Below are 19,317 nucleotides of genomic sequence, written 5' to 3'. Positions count from 1 at the left end.
TTAGAATTTTTCTAAAACTTGTTACTAAAAAAATGGCCTACTGGATATTTCCGGCAGGCCCAAACAGTCAAACATAGGGGTTATTGTTAATATTCGGATTTACGCAAATTTTTAAAAGCTTATTTTTAAGCTTGATCCAAAAGGCGTAGGTAATTTTTCTGGCAGGATTACCAATAAATGATCACTCTCCTGACGCCACTCAAGCTTCTTATTGTACCCAAGCATGCGAACATCCTTAATTTTCTTATCCAGTAGTTTGCTGCTCGTGCCCAAAGAAAGGATTTTTATTTGTCCAGAAGGTTCTGCAAGAGTGGTTGCATAAAGCACATTGTTTTTGGTGGTAAAACGAATATCTTGGGCCGTATAGTTATCTTCCTCTTTAAAATGCCCAGCAGCGGCAGCTGTTGGCCCTTCACCGTAGATCTTCCAAGGCCTGGTTGCATAAATTGCCTCACCGTTAACCTTAATCCAAGCCGCCATTTCTTTGAGTAAAAGTTGCGATTCAGGCGGCAAACTTCCATCCGGATACTGAACAATATTGAGCAACAAGTTTCCGTTTTTACTAACGATATCTGTGAGCATATGGATGACTTGGGCACTGCTCTTGTAGCCATGATTATCGTTGTAGTACCAATCTCCATTCGAGGTATCTGTCTGCCATGGATAGGGACTAATTCCTTCCATAACACCACGCTCTATATCCTGAACGCCGGCTTTTAAAATAAATTCTCCCGAGCCTATATTTTTATGGTTGTAGACAGCCTCCAAGCGACCACCGTTCTTTTTTATGTTTTTATTATAATAATCGGCGACAAGCGAGCGCCCTACTTCACCGAAAGGAATTCCCCCGTCGGTATAGAGCAAATCCGGATTATATTGATCAATAAGATCGGTAACCCTTAACAGCCAGTTCTTTTGTGATTCAGGATTATCGGTATACCAGGTTCTGGAATCGCGATAAGGCTTGTCTTTACCAGAGTGGTACAAATCAGCGTACTCAGGGTTCTCGCCGTCATAACCTACACCATTCAAAGGCCAGAATTGATCGTAACCGTGGCTAGGCGCAAACCAACTGTAGCTGGCACCCAAGTGCTCTGACACACCAAAATGCAAGCCCTGTTTTTTTGCCGCCTTTTTCCAGTCACCCACTATGTCCCGTTTAGGACCCATATTCACCGAATTCCATTTGTGGTGTTTGGAGTTCCATAAATCAAAATTGTCGTGATGCACCGCCATGCTGACAAAATATTTTGCGCCAGCTTCTTTATAAAGCTTCATCAAAGCATCGGGTTCAAATTTCTCGGCTTTCCAGAGCGGAATTATGTCTTTGTAGCCAACCTTGGATGGGTGGCCGTAATTTTTAACATGATGGTCGTACTGAGGCGTACCGGGGACATACATAAAGCGTGCATACCAATCACCAATCCGAGGAACCGCCTGAGGCCCCCAATGCGACCAAATACCCAGCTTGGCATCTTTAAACCATAACGGCGTTTCATATTTCTCCAGAGTGTCAGGCGTAAATGCCACAGCAGAAGGAAGTTTATGGTCATTAGCGACACTCGTTGATGTACAAAGAACCGTGGAAACTAATGCCAAGGTGGTTATTAATCTATTTTTCATGGAAAACCCCAAACTACAAACGGCGATACAAACGGCTAATAGGAATCATCTGCTGCTGCACAGCGAATGACGCAATCATCGAATCAATCGCCGACTTTAATGCAATTAATATTAAAATTTAAACGAAAACAGCAGAATTTTTTTGAAAAATTTTATTTTGTTATTTTTATTAGATCTATTGTTATTAAAAAAAGACAAAACATACGTTAATCAACAAAATATTTTTTGTGTCGATGGCTTACGTCTATTACTGGATAAATAATGGAGGGAGTTTATAACCGTCACGGCCTACAGAGGTAGGCCAGACGATGAAAGATAAGGAGATCAGAATATAAACAATGCAGCTAATTTTCTTTCGCAGCTTTTCCCCTGACTTCTTTAGGGGTTGAACCAAACTGCTCTTTAAATAGCTTATTGAAATACGAGATATTTTTAAAACCGACTAAATAGGCAATTTCAGTGATGTGTGCATCCGGTTTTTCAGCCAGTAACCTTGATGCCTCAACCAACCTCAGTTTGTTAATGTGATTGGTAAAAGTAGTTCCATATTCCGCCTTCAAAATATCATTTACTTTGGTGCGACTTACTCCTGCCGCCTTGGTAACAGACTCAATATCAATCTCCGGGTTAGCAAAATTTTTCGCGATGTATTCAAAAATCGCTTGTTTATCACGCTCTCTTGCCGGATTAAAATCAAGTGGTTCATATTGCAACTGCGGTGAGATTTCCTGTTCCAGCGGTTTGGGCTTTAATTGTGATCTTATGATCCAAGCGCCACTCAGCACCCATATTGCAAGCATGACTAAAGTAAAATTTAGTAATATCCCCTCTTTTCTGCCGACAAAAGATATCCCTGAAACATAAAGATTGGATTCTATATCCACAGGACTCTCATAAGCTGCCTCAAGGTAAATTCGAATGACTTTCCTCAAGTCATAGGCTTTTTCAGATGCCTTAAAACCAAACCTATGCAACCACCATACTTGAACCTCCAGCGAGTCGAGGTTAATTTCAACTTCACTCCATTCACTATCGCAATTTATATGCGCACCTGCATTTCTGTAGGTTAGCGGGATTCCTTTCTCGGTAACTTTTTCATCCTCCATCGATAGACCAAAATACAAAGTATTTGATGGAGAGCACTTTAATAACACTCGCGCTTTTGTAAATTCTGAAAAATCTACGACGCGACCAACATTTTGGTCAAAGTTGATAGCAATGCCCGCGCCAAACCACTGGGATTTTTTGGATAATTTGAAATTTGCAATCAACGACGAGGAATTCTTCTCGTGTGAAATCACTGAATACTCATCATTCCATGAGGTTAATGACCATTTATACGGAGAGTTTTTTTCCGGAAAAATTGTTAACGTTGAGTATGAATATTGATAACAAATAAAGAATCCGATCACGCTGACCAATAGCAAAACAACATAAAAAGATAAGATTTTTGATTGTAACCACTTATTACTTGCCAAGTTTCACCTCTACGAGAAGCTTGTGAAGTAGAAAACAAGCGCCGCCTATACTTTTATTAATATTATTCATAGATGAAAAACCGGGAATCGGCGATCCAGAACAGGTTTATAATTTTATATTATATGAAAACCCGCACAAGCCAAATTGGCATATAGAAAAATATACTAATCTAAACCAATCTAAACCCAACCCGTTTCATCAAAGACCGTGCCTTCAATCCCGATTCAGGATCAAAGTAATTATAGGTTGGGAATGAAAAGATGCGAATAACCCTAAAAATAAGCCACAACCGTATCAATAGTTACGGTTGTGGCGAGGTAGAGAAGCTACTGCTTTTTCAGTTGAACTACCGCTCCTCCTGAAGGAGCCAAGGACAATTTAAGGCTGTGTTTATGCGAACGCGCATTTACCTGTTTTTTAACAACTGACGAGGGGTTCTTTCCATCCTCCCAAATGACTGCTGTGTAAAGTCCTTCCCCCAGAAAGTCCAGCGGCACTCTCACATTGCGCTCCATCTCGTTAGTCATGGCACCTATATACCAATCACTTCCTTTCCGACGAGCAGAAATAATGTATTGCCCAATATCCCCCTGAATAATTTTGGTTTCATCCCAAGTTACGGGTACATCCTTTATGAATTCCAAACCATCAGCCCACTCGTTTTCAGGTTGCGGCCATTTGCCATCCGTCTTGCTATAGGTAATTGGCGAATCTGCCAACATTTGTAACGGGCTGTCATAAACAACAAACATTGCTAAGCCATGTCCACGTGTTGTTTTTACGTAAGGCAAAGTATTACGACGAAGCGCTGGAAACTCCTCCGGTGTGGTGTGGCGGAATCCGCCCGGCGTATAATCAATTGGCCCAAGAATCATTCGAGTAAATGGAAGAGTAACGTTGTGTGTCGCTGTCACGCGCGCGCTCCACTTGTTGTATTCCGCGCCCATTACACCTTCCTGCGTTAAAAAGTGAGGATAGGTTCTAACCAATCCATTGGGTGGATAGGCACCGTGCAGATTAACCATAATTTGGTACTTGGCCGTCATTTGTAGCAGCTTATGGTAATAGGCAACCATTTCCTGATCTGAACGATCCATAAAATCCACTTTAATGCCTTTCACACCCCACTTGTTGTAAGTGCTCAGCGCCTCTTCCATTTGCCAATCCAATTGCTGCCATTGAACCCACAGCCAAACGCCAACATTTTTACTTTTGGCATAACGAAAAATCTCAGGCATATCCATCTCTGGAATGGGTTTTACCAAGTCTGCACCGGGAGAGCTGGTCCAAGCGGCGCCTTCATGCCACCCTGAATCGATAAGAATGTATTCAAGCCCGAGAGTTGCCGCAAAATCGATATAGGCTTTATAAGTTTCGGTATTCATTCCCGGTTTGACATCTGTACCTTCAAGCACCACCTGATTATCGTTCCACCAATCCCAGGCCACCTTGCCTGGCTTGATCCAACTGGTGTCTTTTACTTCGGAAGGAGCGCCAAGCGCGGCAATTAAGGAAGATTCAGTCAAACTGCCGGGCGTATCGCCAAGCATAATTACCCGCCAGGGTGACTGCACACCAGCAGCAGACATAGTCGCGCGCACTGCCGCTTTTTCAAGTCCATCTGGACGGGAATCAAAACGCGGCGTCAGTTTGATATCAACTCCCCAACCGCCATCGCCGCGCCCCATAAACCAACTGCCGGGATAATCACTCACATCAGATTCCGCCAGCGCAAAAACACCTTGCCCTATTCCCGTTTTACACACCAACGGATTATCGTAAAGGTTGTGTTCACGAATAAATGATGACTTTATTGGATCAAACTCACCTTCGTGACTATTTGCAAACTTACCCAGATTTAAACCATAACAGGTGTAATCGGCAGCAAATGAAAAACGAGTGAGTTCATTTTGGATGGTGAATGTTTTTAAACCCGCTTGATTCGGCAGTATGTAACGAATAGCAACGCCCTCGTCATAAATCCTTACAGCCAGATTCAATTTCAATTTTTTCTCGCTCGCAGAAGCAAATTGAAACAGACCAGAATTATAGAAATCCTTCACTTGTTTGGCGCGCCCGGCAAACAATTCAAACGAGTCACGAACTTCACCTCGCGTCTCTCCCAGGAAATTCATTTTGGCACCGCCCAGCGGTGCATCATCAATTATCAGCCCAAGGGCAGAATCTTCAATAATGGACTTATTATCGACTTTAACGCTGTAGCTTAACCCTTTTTCGCCATTTTCAAGAGCAACGGAAATCCTGCCATTAGGTGAGCTTAGGTTATAGGTATCGGCAAAAGCCAACATAGGAATTGTAGATATCACCAACAATAATAATTTTTTCAACATCATTTCTTCTCACATAAAAGTAAATTTCGGGTTTACACTAACGGCGAAGAATTAATTCGTTCTTTAATCATCCTCAAGATTTTTTGAAAGTTTTGTATCATTTCATCATCACTCATATTATCCACCAAAGGGCTGTAAAACTCGGGAGCTAACCCATGACCATTGAAAACACTTATCCAATTCTCCTCTTGAAATGTTTCATCCTCGCGGACCGACGCGTAACCACAACACTTAAAAATATCAATCTTTTCTTTTAAAATATGAGGTAATTTAAGGTTTTTACAGGCAGTCCAAAACAACTCATCCCTGGAATTAAGCGCATAATGAACAATCTGAAAATCCCTCAAGTTCTCTATAAAAGAATGCATTTTTTTGTTATAAACATCCCTTTCATTTTGATATTCGTTACTGTTTGGAAATAGCTGTTTGAGCATAACCATACTTATAACTAACGAGTGCTCTTGCAGTGCATCCAAAGGTTCCATACTTGCTGCAGCAGTTCCCACAGCTAAACAGTTCCCAATCCATGGTCGGCTTAGCATGCCGCATTTAATAGGTCGCTCGACTCCCTGTGAAATATCCACACCTACACGCATTTTCATTTCTGCCACAACACCGGAAAAATCTGTATGACGGGAAGAATAGAGTGTTTGAATGGCCGTTCTGTTGTTTAACGGATATAGACCACACCAGCCACTTGAAAACGCAGTGACCTGACTAAATGCTGGAGCAGGAGATAAAGGAGCGCTGGATGCAGTAATGATTCGATCACACAGGAACCAATGTTCCCAACTTTCAAAATTATTATCCGTTAACGAATTTATCAATAATGCGTCCGCACCTGATGCATCAATAAAAAAATCAGCCTTAAGAACCATTCCGTCATCCAAGCTTAAAGAATGAATCACATCATTGTTTCTATTAATCGTTATGATATTTCCATTCTCTCGTTTTACCCCTACTTCCATCGCCGCCCGGGCGATTGCATTGACATATTCAATAGCGCTTAGGTGGTAGCCATACGCTAGATGAGAGAAGTCGGCCTGCCCAGTGCTAGCCACAAAGCGGCCATGCTTGGCAGCCGCAACCCCCAGAGAAAAATCCTCCAAAGGAAGTTTCAGCCCATTGCTAACAGCTTTCATCCAATACTGAAAGAAATCTACACCATTAAAATTTATACCCAGTCGATCGTAGGCATGGAAAAATTCTGGCAATTCCGGGTTCCAACCCGTAAATCTCTGACCAAAAAAAGGGCGAGCTTTTGCGGTTTGGCGTAATTTATCTTCATTAGCGCCTAGCGTTTTGTGTAACATTTTGTAGCTAGGGAGAACTGCAAAAATGTCATGCTCTGTTAACAGCGTCCCTAGCTCCACTAAAGTAACTTCGTATGAGTCTCTGGACTTATCGAGTACAGACTTAAGGAAAAAGGCTGTTATCCACGCATCCAAGTCCCGCCCAACGATTACAATTTTTTTAATTCCATCGTTCATAAAAATTACCCGTCATGTGGCGGCGTTACAGTACTGTTTGATGAAATGCTCATGAGTTGAAGCAGCCTGCAGCCCTTTATCAATCATACCGCTAACCTCTGCGAGTATCGGCTCGATCTTTTCTGTTGGAATAGATGAGATAAACGGATCAACGCCCTGCTGGAAAAGTCCTTGACCGTGAAAAACAGCGAGCCAACTGGGCGTACTGAATAAGCCATACTTGAAGCTTTCTGAATAACCGCGACGCTTGAACAAATCCATTTTTTGCATAAGGCTGTCTGGCACTTTCATAGATTGACAATGCCGCCACAATTCTGAATCAGTGCGATCATTTAAACGGTAATGCAGAATAAGAAAATCCCGTATCCGCTCGTACTCATTATCAATCAACCGATTATATTCATCGGATAAGATAGATAGGTTTTTATTTGACTGGAAGGAAAAGACACGCAATAAACAAATAATCGCTATATGTATTAGATAAATACTGGTTGACTCTAGCGGCTCTAGAAAGCCACTTGATAAACCAATAGCAACACAATTTTTTTGCCAGGATTTTTTATACCGCCCCGCTTTGAATTTAATAAATCTAGGATCGGTCAAGGGTTTTCCAGCAAGCCCTTTAAGCAAAGAATCATGGGCCTGATCATCGCTGATTAGATTGCTACAATATACATAACCATTACCAGCTCTGTGCTGTAGAGGGATTCGCCACTGCCAGCCAGCTTCTTTTGCAGTTGACATAGTGTAAGGAGGAATGTCTTTTGGCTGCTCAGACTGCATAGCGACTGCTCTGTCGCACAAGAGCCAATGAGACCAATCTTCAAATTCGGATTGTAGATTTTTATGTAATAACAGGGAACGAAAACCCGAGCAATCGATAAAAAAGTCGCCACTCAACGTTTTTCCATCACGAAGAAAAACAGCAGTAATGTTGCCTGTATCAGGGTCATTGTTAATTGCTTCAACTATGCCATTCACACGCAATACACCAGCGCGTTCACTTATCTCGCGCAAATAGGCAGCGTAGAGCGCGGCATCAAAATGGTAAGCATAAGAAAAAGTACTTTCAATCTGGCCCGAATCTTTGGAAGGAAATGTAAACTGGTTGCGCTCGCACAATTGCACAGCAAAGGAATACTTTGATATATCGGGGATGGTTTTTTTTGAAGCCACATGAGACCAATACTGGTAAAAATCCGAAGAGTTTTTCAAGCTGCCATACAAACCAAATGGGTGAATATAACTAGCCCCTAACCTGCCCCAATCATTAAATTGAATACCGAGCTTAAAGGTCGCCTGGGTGCGCCTCATCATTTCAACTTCATCAATACCTAGCTGGTCATTGAAGCTTTTTATAGAGGGCAAAGTAGCCTCACCTACACCAATACTGCCAATCTCTTCCGACTCAACCAGTGTTATTTGAAAACGTGATCGATCTTTATAAACTGAGGAAATAGCAGCCGCTGTCATCCAGCCTGCTGTACCGCCGCCCACAATTATTATTCTAAAAGGTTGTTGCATCGCTCGTGCTCCAGAAAAAACTGGAGCTACCGTTACAAACGGTAGCTCCATGGACAACTAACCTAGAATTGCGCCCGGAGACCCAAGGTATAGCGAATATCACTTTGATTGATGGAATATTTCAAACGCTTTCCACCATCTTCGCTATTTTCCATTTGTTGTGTCAGTACTGCTTTTTGATCCGTCAAGTTACTACCGGATAAACTCAGCTCAAACATATCATTGATGCGATAACGCAATGAAGCATCCAGTTGGCCGTAATCATCCTGCCAAACAGGTGTGCCTATACAACAATCCTGAACGGTGACGAGATATTCAGCGCGCCAGTTATAGGATAAACGAGCAGAAAACTTATTACGCTCATAGAAAACACCGAGGTTATAAGCATCTTTAGACATGCCTTCTAACTGATCGACTTGCACACGATCAGATGCACCACTGGAGCCGCTCGAACCATTTTCAGAGGAACTATTTACACCGGTATTCTCGATGCCCTTATTTTCAACATAGGTGTAGTTCGCCTGAATACCAAAGCCACTCCAGAAACCTGGCAAATAGTGGAACAAATGCGTTCCTTGAACTTCAAACCCTTGAACCTCTGCACCATCGCCATTAATTGGACCAGTAACTACAACATCTTTCGTGACGCCGTTATTAGTCATTTTGCGGAAATAGGTTCCCGTCTGGATGTAATCGTCAAATGACTTTTTATACAAAGCCAAAGAAATGCTGTTAGGCCCTGAATAGTATTCGAAACTAATGTCTGCCTGATCAGCAATAGTCGGTTTCAAGTAGGGATTGGCAGCACTTGCGGTGTAGGCGACATTGGCACCCACAATTTCTCCACTAGCGTCCTTAACCCACAAAGATCCTGTTTCGTCATCCACGCTGGGTAAATTCGAACTAACGGTAATGTAATTTCTCAAGCTACCAATATCTGGTCGAGACATGGCTCGTGAAAGAGCGAGGCGTGTAACAAAATTATCGGTCACATCGTATTTGATGTTAAAGCTCGGCAACACATTGTGATGCGTTGCTTTGGAGGTTCCCAAGTTACCGCCATTGTTCATAAACGCAATCTCATCAGCACCTAAATAACAGGTAACCGTAAATGGAACCGGGGGACGGGTTTCTGGAGCGTCTGGATCGGTTGGAGTAGTCTCTTCACATGGACGGCTTTCAAGATCGTACTCAGGGAATTGCTCTCCACCCGCACTTGCGATTTCAGTTTTAACATAACGAGCACCAATGTTGCCACTTACAGGGCGATCAAAGAGTGTGAGGTCATTTCCACCAAAATCGATCTGAACATAAAATGCTTCAGTCTCTTCCGATACGTTTAGTGACTCGTTCGGACGGAAACAAGTCCCCTCTACTTCTGTTAAGCGACCACCCAAATTAGAACAGATCGGGTAAAAACCATTAACCGGTTGGCCAGTCGCCATAGCGCTGTTAGTGTATTTCCAATCGCGCATAGTGCTGGTGTTAGGAAATACAAAAAAGTTACCACCATCAGCAATGCTTATACTGCCGTAGTTAGACTTCCAGGTATCCACAACAAAAGCATCTTTGTATCCGTTAAAAGTGTATTCCTCGCCGTCATAAATTCCAGTATGTGCTGGGCTGTCGATGTTGAACCAGCCTGCATTCTGATTCCAGGAGGTGGACATAGCTTGCCAGTTGCCGGCCTGATTCACTTGTTGATCACGATCAGCGTATCGCACACCAGTTTTAATACGCTCAACAAAACCGGAATCTACGTCGTAAATTAAATCTACTTTTGTGGCAAATTCTTCACCGTTATTATCGACAAGGAACTCCAGCACACTGGTGGGATAATAACTATTAGGATTGGCAAATATGCCTTGCCCAGCGTCCAGAAGGTTAACGTTGGTAGGCGCGTTCAAAACGACCCTGTTGAGGTCATGACGCAAGTCAACTTCTGGATTTGCCCACGTGTTGAAACCTGTATTGACTCGATACTCATCCAAATCAGAATTTACATGCTGCACATCAAAATTTGCACGGAATTTATCAGTCACATTCCATTTAAAATTCAAACTAATATCTTCGGTAACACTTTTGGAATCGCTCACATCCGCATTGGTGCTGAGGTTGCCACCAATAAAATCCGTTACAACTGCGCCTTCACCACAACCAGCCCATGAATCCAGACTAGCGCAAGTCTCAACCAAGGCTTCACCGTTTGCATTGGCCGCAACCAGTTTTGAATCATTATTGTTAGCGCCCCACCAACCGTGGTTTTGCACAACAGTGCCGTGGGAAAACAAACCATCTTCAGCAAAAGTAAATGCGTCAGTACCCGGAGCAGGTCGAATAATTGCACCAGAACCAGTGCCACCCTCTTTAATCTCGAGGAACAAGCTGTCGCCGCCACCAAGACCAGCCCAACCCACGCCGATACCACGCCCTTCAGATGTATTCTCATATTGGGAGCGGTTGTATTGTAGCGTTGCGAGGTAACGGCCTTCGTTATCCTGCCACTGGAAAGCTAAGGCGGCGCCATTGCGCTCACGGCTGTATTGGCTATCGCCAAAGGAAACACCTTGGGGAATAAAATAAAGCGAGTCTTCAGCGTAGACATCCCGGAAGCGGTTGACGCGAGCCATTCTGGAGCTTTGCGATGTAGCATCCACATCGGAATAGGCAAAGTTAGCCATCACACCAAATTCACCGACGTCTGTATCAAAACGACTGGTATGTATACCTGAAAGCTCCGGGGTGCTGGATTTTGACAAGTCACTGTAGTTAGCGCCTAAGGTGACAACATTTACGCTGCTATCGCTATCAAAAGGCAGGCGGGTTTTGAGATTTACAAGACCAGAAATACCACCTTCGATCAGTTCCGCGGTTTGGTTTTTATAAATATCCACACCACCCATAAGCTCCGGGGATACATCACCCCAACTCAAACCGCGACTTGAATCTGCACTAAAAGTATCGCGTCCATTAAATTCACTGCGCACAAATGGTAGACCGCGGATGATGACGCCAGATGGCTCCACGGAGAATGCGCCTGTATCTGTTCGCGTAGCAAAGCGCTCAATCATTACACCAGGAACACGCATCAAGGCTTCGGCAACCGATTTATCCGGGAAGTCTCCCAACTCATCTGCTGTAATGGAATCGATTACAGTATTAGCATTTCTCTTTAATTCCTGGGCAGATTCAATATTCCGGCGAATACCAGAAACAACGATCTCCTCAATATCATCATCTTTGGCGCCCGTAGTTTTGGAATCGTCAGCCGCATAAGCCCCAGCCCCAATGGCCATAATACTTGCTGCAAGTAGTGTTTTCTTGAACCGACCATAGTTATAACTATTGTTATTCGACATCTCTGTATACCACCTAATTTATGTTTATATGGTTGTGTCGCTCTCCAAGTCCAGGGCAAGACTCCAAGCAAGGTTCACGACCTTGCAGAAGGTTTTTGCCATACCTGGGAAACCAAAGGGCGCTTAAAACTTCTTTTGCCCTTCTACACAATTAGGCGGGTTTTATATAAATCCTGAATAGCGTGTTTTCTTAATTTTTTTTTAATTTCAAATATATGAATAAAAATTTCAAAATTTGCTATTTTTACAGTCGATTCTGCACTTTCAACCCAAACTTGTGAGAATAAAAGTTACAAATAAACAGCAGAGATTGAAAAGCCGACCAAATTCATCTCGTACAGAGAATGCGGAAAATTGTCTATTTAATCCATTTTCTAATTTATTGTTATAAAAATAAAAAATATTGTTATCGTGATAAGCGGTTTTGGTTGGAGATTCCATGCCTCATCATTTCCCAACAAACCACACAAACCCTGCCCTTAATCGCACATTAGGCATCGCTTGATTAATAACTGGATTTCTCGATAACCCCATCAACTCAACAATTGATTTAGCTCCAAAATAATCTGTTCAAAAGAAAAAGCCCGCTTTGTTTATAAAGCGGGCCTGTTACAACGGCTTTTCCAACGCCAATCAATAAAGCCTCTAACAATTGTGGTTTTGTGATTGCCGGTGGGCTGCGATTAAACAATTGGAAAGGGTCATAGCTCTGCTCCACAAAAAAGCAAAACAGCTGAAGCCGGTGCACGCTGGGTTCCATACTTATGGATGTGGGCGTGAGATGCACGGTGTAGCGTGAGTTGACAGAATTGGTATCGCCAGTTTTGTTCTGCAACCACAAAGAAAAAGGCCGACCTCATACATGAAGTCGGCCTGTAGTAACCACTAATTATTCTGCCAAGGTAATAGTGGCACTTTTAATGGTAACTGTTCCTGCCGTTGCGAAGAATTGGAGCCCGAAAACTGCTGCATCTGCTACATCATTAAACGCTCCCGAACAGGTAAATGTTTGATCTTGATCTGCAATTATAGGAGTAGATTGTTGCATGCATACCCATTGCTGCCCGCCAACATCATCCCAATCGCCATCTAAAGCAAAAAATTGGAAAAATTGAGTATTTCCGTTATTGCGGTCAGTCACAAACACTTGATCAAAATTCAACACTACTTCAACTGTCGAGCCATTCATATTTATTGGCGCACCAAGCCCGATCTCAGCAGCTTGGCCGCTTGCACTTAATGTGAATTGAATATGAGTGGCAGAGTCATTTTTAACTACACCATTGCTCACACTCCAATTACTCGGACTGGTATCCAAGACAATACTATTGCTCGCACTGGATGATGAGCTGCTAGAGGTGCTGGAGACTTCTGTTGACGAACTGGAGCTGTTCGCTGAACTGGACTGACTACTCGATGAACTACCGTTCAATTTACCAGAGCCTATTAATAGCCCATCAAGCACTTGTTGATTATTGACAGCCGGAGTACCGCGCTCAAACACCTCGCCTGTATCCCAAAAGAATGGCAGCATGCCATTTTCAATTGACGCTTGGGTGACATATTGAGCGTAATAAGCGCGCGACGCGAGATGCTTGGGATAGTCAGAGCAAGCTTCCTCAGAGCGCGGCCTTGCAGCGAACTCTCCTAACACAACGGGGATGCCTTGGTCCGCAAATTTTGTTTTCATTTGGGCAAATTTCGCATCAACAAACCCTTCTTCCTCGCGAGTCGAGTTGCGAAAAGTATCAGTTTCCGAATGGTTGCCTTCACCCCAGTAACAAAAAAACTGTAAGGTTCCCCAGTCAGCCACTATATCTGCGTCCTGGTTGGTAAAACTAAATGGGTAAAAATGCACCTCAGCCATTTGGCGACCCGTTGCAGTGTCGGATGGCATAACAAACCAATTATTGGTTGCCAGATCAATGTCGGTTTTTGGGGCTTGGATTATCAACACGCGATAAGCGTTTTTACCGCCGGTGGAACGAACCGCATCGACAAATGTTTGGTGATACTCATCAAGAACAGCAACTCTTGATGCAATCACAGAGGCTGACTCGTTGTCATTAGATGTATCAGGCTCGTTGGCGCTCGCAAACATGACATGTTCATCGAATTCGCGCAGATGTGTGGCAATTTGTTCCCAATAAGCTTTTTGTTTGGCTTTTACCGCTTCTTTCTTGGTTTCAGATTCAGCGGCTTCGTGAAAACTTCTCTCCAACCAGCCTCCATCCCAATGGATGTTAACCATTACGTAGAGCCCATTATCCACCGCATACTGCACCACTTCTTTCACGCGATTAAGCCAAAAATCACTGATTTTTCCAGTAGTTTGATCAGCGTACTGATCCCAGGATACGGGGAGCCGAATCGCGTCAAAACCCCTGTCCTTGACCAATTGAATATAAGCCTCAGAAACCTTCGGGTGGCCCCAGCAAGTCTCTCTCTGTGTCAATTCCAGCTGCGGGCAATTCGTTGCTTCCATTTGGTTTCCAACATTAATACCCAGCTTCATTTTGGCAGCCAACTGTACCGCATCACTTTCCATGCCCGTCATATCAGGAGCAATGGGATTAGTGTTGTAACTGGGGTAAAGAGCGGTGCTGGCTGATGAAGCAGCAAGACTGGAGGAGCTTGCAACTGAAGAAGAGCTCACAAGGCTGGATGAGCTGGCTTCAATCGATGAAGATGAAATTGCGAGACTAGAAGAGCTTGCCACAATCGAGGAAGCGGCAAGGCTTGATGAACTTGCATCCGCCGACGAAATGGTAATAACGGATGACGAACTCATAGCAACCGATGACATAGCGAGGCCGGATGAGCTCATATCAACCGATGAAATAGCAGGGCTCGATGAACTGACATCAGCGACTGAAGAGGCAAGACTAGACGAACTGGCGTCGACCGATGAAGCATCAACACTAACTGCGCTCGACTGACTGGATACCGACTCAACCATTGACGAGACACTACTCGAACTGGCACCCGAGCCTGCTCCTGAACCGCCACAAGCAGAAAGCAGCGAGGCAATACTTAGCACTAACAATGCATTTATTGTTTTCATAACAGGGATCTCAATACTTATTATTAATAGATGTGCGATCAACCGTACAGCAAGTACGGTTGATCGCAGCCTATTGAAACCCCTGGTAATACTGATATCGCTTTTCGGAAAAAGGTTACCAAAAAACAAAAAGTGGAAGTTTTTTTAACGTTAGTGGTAGTTTGACAAGGGGGCGATGCTGCCCCCGATTAATAAACACACGCTTCCTGTTTATTCTTCACAAAATAGCTTTTGAAATTCTTCGCGGTCTTATCCATACAACCTTCCAAATTCAACAAGCTTACGCGGCGAAAATCTGTAGGGTGACTCTCTGCTTGCAGGGCGATGTAACCACCGCTGTTGGGTGTGCGGTCGTCCCATTGCAAACCGGTGTATTCCAATACTTTTTTGCCGTTAATAAAGTGTTCGGCTTTTTCGCTGCCGTGAACTACCAACTCGGCAGTTACCCATTGCTCACCGTGGAAGGTGTCGCTATTGGAGTTGATGATGTGATCTTCGGTAAATTTGCCGTTGTAAACCACATGGGTACCGGGGGTACACAGGTTGCCGGTAGTGCGCGGGTTTACGCCATCGCCACCCAACAATTGGTATTCCATGCTGCCGGGGAAATCCTGCTTAACGCCCATAGTTTTGGGGTCTTGCGTGTGATACATGATGCCGTTGTTGCGGTACGCCCATGCCGGGCCATTTTTAACCTGATCCCCCACAAAACGGTACTCCACTTTCATACGGTAATGGGAGTATGGGCCGCCGTTGTAAAAAATATGACCGAAGTGATTATTGAATTCTTTGTACTGGTCGTAGCGCATTTTCATAATGCCGTCTTCGACGCGAAAGGTATTAAACGCATTGTCGTTCAACTCAAAGCCACTGATTTTCACGCTCCAGTTGCTTAAATCCTTACCGTTGAACATCTCAATCCATTCTTCTTTGTTCGGGTCATTTACGGCGGTTTTTGCGGGGGCGGCTTGTACTGAGCTTGCCACTGCGCACAGCAACATAGCTGCCAGCAGGTGTTGTTTGAATCCATGGATTGTCATAAATAGCTCTCTTTCTGCTGTGATGGATATTGTTATTAATATGCTTATTAACACTGAGAGCAGAAATCTAAACCAATTATCGGATAAATGGCAGGAGATTTACAAAACCAAACTAACCACAGAGACCAGCCATACAAATCCAACACACAAGCCCGCTACACAAGCCAGGCATCGCCATAGAGCCGATCGTAACTGGGCAGTTTTACAATGTCGCAGCCAACGCTTTTGAGGAAGATCACCTGCCCTTGCGACAAATCCCGCCCGGCGTGCAGGTAATAAGCGGCGCGCCGCCGCGTGGGATAGGTTTTGAAGTATTTGGCCCGCTCGATCAGCAGCCAGCGCAGAAAAATTTCCGAGGTGTCCAACCCCAGCCCAACAAACACCAGATCATTATTAAAAATACACTGCAGCCAGGTGTTGCAGCCGTTCCATTGGCCTTGGTGTTTTTCGGAGTACAACCGCTTATCGCCGCCCTTATGAATTAAAGCGCGTGCGCGCTCAACGGAACCCATGTAATGGCTGAGCCCTAAACGAATGCTACGCGAATAACGCTTAATACCGTTGATGTGCCAAATCGCAAATTCTTGTGCAGGGTCATTACTCGCTTGCGCTGCAAAGTAACTCGACCAGGGATAAAAATCGGTAAAGCGGACACCATCGGTGTGGTGCAATTGAAGGCCGGCACAATCAGAGAGGGTTTCATCAAAATTCGTGGTTAATACCGGCACCGCATATTGTTGCGCCCAGCGCATCAGGCGAAGGTGATGTTCTTTTGCTTGCCAACCATCCAGAAAACAACAGAATTCTTTTTGCAGATTTTTACTCACCGCATTGCTGCTTAAATCCAGCGCGTCATAAAATTCGGTAAGGGAAATGCCCAGCGGAATATCTTTAGGTTCGTCGTGTGTATGCCGTTCCCACAGCTCCAGCAGCATCGCATCCCAAGAGCTAAGCCCTGCATCGCTGTTGTAACGATTAATACCGTTACCGATGATTAACGCCATGTGTGCGTGATTATTTTTTAGCAGGGCTTTCAGGTTCATTGTTATTTTTATCTACAGTGGATATCAATAGCTCACGCCTTTACGCTATAGGCTCGCAAACGCTCTATTTCTGCTTGAGCAAAAGATATTTGTTGTTGCGAAAATTGGTTTAGATCGATATCAGGATAAAGCCCGGAAAAAGCCCTGCTCTGCTCCTCAATATTAAAGCCACCAACCCGATTAAAGTGCTCCCGCAATAACGTTTGTATTGCTGGCACTTTACCGTAAGTATTTTTTAGTCCATTCATTTGTTGGATAAAATCAAGCACACCAGTTTTTCTTGCGCTAAATTTACCAGCCAACTGTAGGTCATGCTGCAATTCCAATAGCAATTCATTAAGGCGGATTTCATCTAAATGAAAGCGGCGATACTTAAAATACAAAACCAATAACACCGCCAATAATACGGCGGGAACACCATAGCGAATAAACTCTGGAAACTGTTGCATCAAATTGGGCAAAGTGAGTGGTAATACAATACCAATACCGTGAGCAGCGCTCCAAGTAAAACGCAATGGCGCTTTACATGCCTGACAAACAAATTCTTCCCCTTGTACTTTTTGTAAATCGCGTGAGCCGCAACAAGGGCATGTACCTAATTTCATTATTGTTTCCTTGTATTAAAACTGTTGGAGGCCGTAATTGCCCCCAATTACTGTTCAGTAATTACCCCGCACGCGTCGCCAGAATCGCCGCAATATCCAGCGGTTCGCGGTACAGCGCAAATTCAGTTTCGCCAGTTTTGATGGCGAGGATGGACATGCGGTCGGCGAGTTCATTGCCCTGTACACCTACGTGACCATTCACATGTAGCACTTGCACTTTGTCTTTCAGGGTTTGGTGTAGGGAATAAATCTCTTTAATCAATTCCAGATTTTTAATCTCCCCACCCTTCTTTTTCCAGCCCGCTTTTTCCCAACCTACGGCCCATTGCACAACACACTGAATGGAATACTGCGAGTCAGAAAAAACCGCCGCAGTTTTACCTTTGGCGATTTCCTCTTTCGCCAGTAGCAGACCTTGGTGTAATGCATTTAATTCGGCGGTGTTATTGGTGCCATTCGGGTTATACAAGCCATACCAAAGCTCAGCGATTTTATTATCGCGATACAACGCCAACCCCGACCCCGCTTCACCGGGGTTTGGTTCACAACCACCGTCAGTAAAAATTTTCACATCCACCGGCAAGGCATTTACTTCTGCCGCGTTATAGGTTTTGATCTTCGCAGCAGTTGCTGCACGCCCACCCGTTCCCGCCGTCGGTTTTGCACCACCAAAAGCTGCTTCGGCTTCTTCACGAGTTAAAAACGATTTATACCGTGCACCGGTAAAACCATCGATATGCTTTTTACACGTAGCCCAATCCGTAAAAATCCCCGTCTCGCGCCCAGCCCATACCACATAAAATTTTGAAGCCATTACACTCTCTTTCTTTTAGTTTAAAATCGAATTATCGTCTAGATTCGTACGCATTGTTGAGCAGAGTTAATAAAAAACCGTTTTTATTAACGATAGATTCTTCGTTTAACTTAATCCGATAACTTCTCCACCTAGTATCGTAATCGAGCATATCCAGTTCAGCTGAATTTATAATGTTGTCTGTTTCATCCTCTTTCGGCAATCTAATCTCTAACCGCAGACCACTCTTTTGAGGACGCATTATGGCGAAATTATATGCACGACCATCAATCCAAAATCCAATGTAATATTTGTTGTAGCTTAACTCAGCATTTGGGGCGAACTGATGCACTAGCTCCAATATTTTATCAGCCAAACCTACAGTTTTCTTTGTTCCTCTAACTGACTCCCAATAGGATCTGTCAGTTGGCTCAGAAATTTCCTCATCATCACCGAGATAACCCAATTTCACCGTATCTAATACCTTGGTAAAAAGAAGACCCACACCACCCTCTGTTTCTATCGCAGTTACTTGAATGGCCATCAGAGGAATAAAACCATTAAATAAGCTAATCACATTAAAAAAACGAGATGTAATATTCTCCGCTATGATTACAGCTGTATGGTCATATTGAGGGTATTTTTTCCTTTCTATATCCCAATACTCAATAGTTCTAATTAAATGAGATTCATCCGTTGCTCCCAATTGAATTTCAACTTCATACCTCCCATGTCCGTCGGCATCCTGAAGTAACAAATCTAATCGACCCGCACCTGGATGAATGCGCTCCTTATCTTTCAGTAAAACATCACCGATACCTAGAACACTGGGATCTTGAGCAATTATGTCCTGTAGCCATTTTTCAGTTAGCACAGGATTACTTTTTAAATTTACTGTTTTCAATTTTTTGAAATTCACTATCAATCCTCTTTTAAGACCCCAGTA

Annotated in this window: 13 protein-coding genes; 1 reads left to right on the top strand and 12 read right to left on the bottom strand. The window is 43.7% G+C overall.

What is annotated here, in order from left to right; all coding sequences use genetic code 11:
* Window positions 1–111: 111 nt before the first annotated feature.
* The 7 genes from O59_RS07640 to O59_RS21365 form a co-directional block, all read right to left on the bottom strand.
* The gene (locus O59_RS07640; RefSeq protein ID WP_081489668.1) at window positions 112–1,623 is read right to left on the bottom strand and encodes an alpha-L-fucosidase; all 1,512 of its coding nucleotides are present in this window, start codon (window positions 1,621–1,623) and stop codon (window positions 112–114) included.
* A gap of 344 nt (window positions 1,624–1,967) precedes the next feature.
* Entirely contained in the window at window positions 1,968–3,101 is a 1,134-nt protein-coding gene (locus tag O59_RS07635; protein ID WP_157152509.1) for an AraC family transcriptional regulator, read from the bottom strand.
* Window positions 3,102–3,428: 327 nt separating this feature from the next.
* The gene (locus O59_RS07630; RefSeq protein ID WP_007641219.1) at window positions 3,429–5,456 is read right to left on the bottom strand and encodes a glycoside hydrolase family 97 protein; all 2,028 of its coding nucleotides are present in this window, start codon (window positions 5,454–5,456) and stop codon (window positions 3,429–3,431) included.
* 29 nt (window positions 5,457–5,485) lie between these two features.
* Window positions 5,486–6,943, bottom strand: coding sequence for a tryptophan 7-halogenase (locus O59_RS07625; RefSeq protein ID WP_007641217.1), 1,458 nt, complete (start codon window positions 6,941–6,943; stop codon window positions 5,486–5,488).
* Between the two features lie 12 nt (window positions 6,944–6,955).
* Window positions 6,956–8,467: a tryptophan halogenase family protein gene (locus O59_RS07620; RefSeq protein WP_007641214.1), complete on the bottom strand. Its 1,512-nt coding sequence runs from the start codon at window positions 8,465–8,467 to the stop codon at window positions 6,956–6,958.
* Between the two features lie 62 nt (window positions 8,468–8,529).
* On the bottom strand, window positions 8,530–11,826 hold the full coding sequence (locus O59_RS07615) for a TonB-dependent receptor (protein ID WP_081489667.1): 3,297 nt from the start codon (window positions 11,824–11,826) through the stop codon (window positions 8,530–8,532).
* Between the two features lie 889 nt (window positions 11,827–12,715).
* Window positions 12,716–14,374, bottom strand: a complete 1,659-nt coding sequence (locus O59_RS21365; protein ID WP_198284772.1) for a cellulase family glycosylhydrolase — start codon at window positions 14,372–14,374, stop codon at window positions 12,716–12,718.
* Between the two features lie 52 nt (window positions 14,375–14,426).
* Here O59_RS21365 and O59_RS21830 point away from each other — a divergent pair, with 52 nt between their 5' ends.
* Window positions 14,427–14,765 (top strand): hypothetical protein, encoded by a 339-nt coding sequence (locus tag O59_RS21830; protein WP_040391703.1) that lies wholly within the window; start codon window positions 14,427–14,429, stop codon window positions 14,763–14,765.
* A gap of 313 nt (window positions 14,766–15,078) precedes the next feature.
* Here the strand turns inward: O59_RS21830 and O59_RS07595 are convergent, their stop codons facing one another.
* The 5 genes from O59_RS07595 to O59_RS07575 all read right to left on the bottom strand — a co-directional run bounded on the left by O59_RS07595 (window position 15,079) and on the right by O59_RS07575 (window position 19,290).
* Complete coding sequence (locus tag O59_RS07595; RefSeq protein ID WP_007641206.1) at window positions 15,079–15,930, bottom strand: DUF1080 domain-containing protein; 852 nt, start codon at window positions 15,928–15,930, stop codon at window positions 15,079–15,081.
* 155 nt (window positions 15,931–16,085) lie between these two features.
* On the bottom strand, window positions 16,086–16,973 hold the full coding sequence (locus O59_RS07590; protein ID WP_007641204.1) for a hypothetical protein: 888 nt from the start codon (window positions 16,971–16,973) through the stop codon (window positions 16,086–16,088).
* Window positions 16,974–17,005: 32 nt separating this feature from the next.
* Window positions 17,006–17,578 carry a hypothetical protein gene (locus O59_RS07585; protein WP_007641202.1) on the bottom strand — a complete coding sequence of 191 codons (573 nt, stop codon included), beginning with the start codon at window positions 17,576–17,578 and terminating at the stop codon, window positions 17,006–17,008.
* Window positions 17,579–17,639: 61 nt separating this feature from the next.
* A complete protein-coding gene (locus O59_RS07580; protein ID WP_007641201.1) occupies window positions 17,640–18,392 on the bottom strand; it encodes a ribonuclease H family protein in 753 nt (250 codons plus the stop codon).
* A 31-nt stretch (window positions 18,393–18,423) separates the two neighbouring features.
* Window positions 18,424–19,290, bottom strand: coding sequence for a DUF5655 domain-containing protein (locus O59_RS07575; protein ID WP_007641198.1), 867 nt, complete (start codon window positions 19,288–19,290; stop codon window positions 18,424–18,426).
* Window positions 19,291–19,317 lie beyond the last annotated feature (27 nt).

This window comes from Cellvibrio sp. BR (assembly GCF_000263355.1).
In the GTDB taxonomy this organism is placed as follows: Bacteria; Pseudomonadota; Gammaproteobacteria; order Pseudomonadales; family Cellvibrionaceae; genus Cellvibrio.
This window is presented reverse-complemented; position numbering and strand designations above follow the sequence as displayed.

Bases quoted from the DNA above. Each gene is read 5' to 3' on its own strand.
- O59_RS07630 (WP_007641219.1), bottom strand. From the start codon at position 5,456: ATGATGTTGAAAAAATTATTATTGTTGGTGATATCTACAATTCCTATG.
- O59_RS07585 (WP_007641202.1), bottom strand. From the start codon at position 17,578: ATGAAATTAGGTACATGCCCTTGTTGCGGCTCACGCGATTTACAAAAA.
- O59_RS21365 (WP_198284772.1), bottom strand. From the start codon at position 14,374: ATGGAAAGTGATGCGGTACAGTTGGCTGCCAAAATGAAGCTGGGTATT.
- O59_RS07615 (WP_081489667.1), bottom strand. From the start codon at position 11,826: ATGTCGAATAACAATAGTTATAACTATGGTCGGTTCAAGAAAACACTA.
- O59_RS07595 (WP_007641206.1), bottom strand. From the start codon at position 15,930: ATGACAATCCATGGATTCAAACAACACCTGCTGGCAGCTATGTTGCTG.
- O59_RS07625 (WP_007641217.1), bottom strand. From the start codon at position 6,943: ATGAACGATGGAATTAAAAAAATTGTAATCGTTGGGCGGGACTTGGAT.
- O59_RS07620 (WP_007641214.1), bottom strand. From the start codon at position 8,467: ATGCAACAACCTTTTAGAATAATAATTGTGGGCGGCGGTACAGCAGGC.
- O59_RS07590 (WP_007641204.1), bottom strand. From the start codon at position 16,973: ATGAACCTGAAAGCCCTGCTAAAAAATAATCACGCACACATGGCGTTA.
- O59_RS07580 (WP_007641201.1), bottom strand. From the start codon at position 18,392: ATGGCTTCAAAATTTTATGTGGTATGGGCTGGGCGCGAGACGGGGATT.
- O59_RS07640 (WP_081489668.1), bottom strand. From the start codon at position 1,623: ATGAAAAATAGATTAATAACCACCTTGGCATTAGTTTCCACGGTTCTT.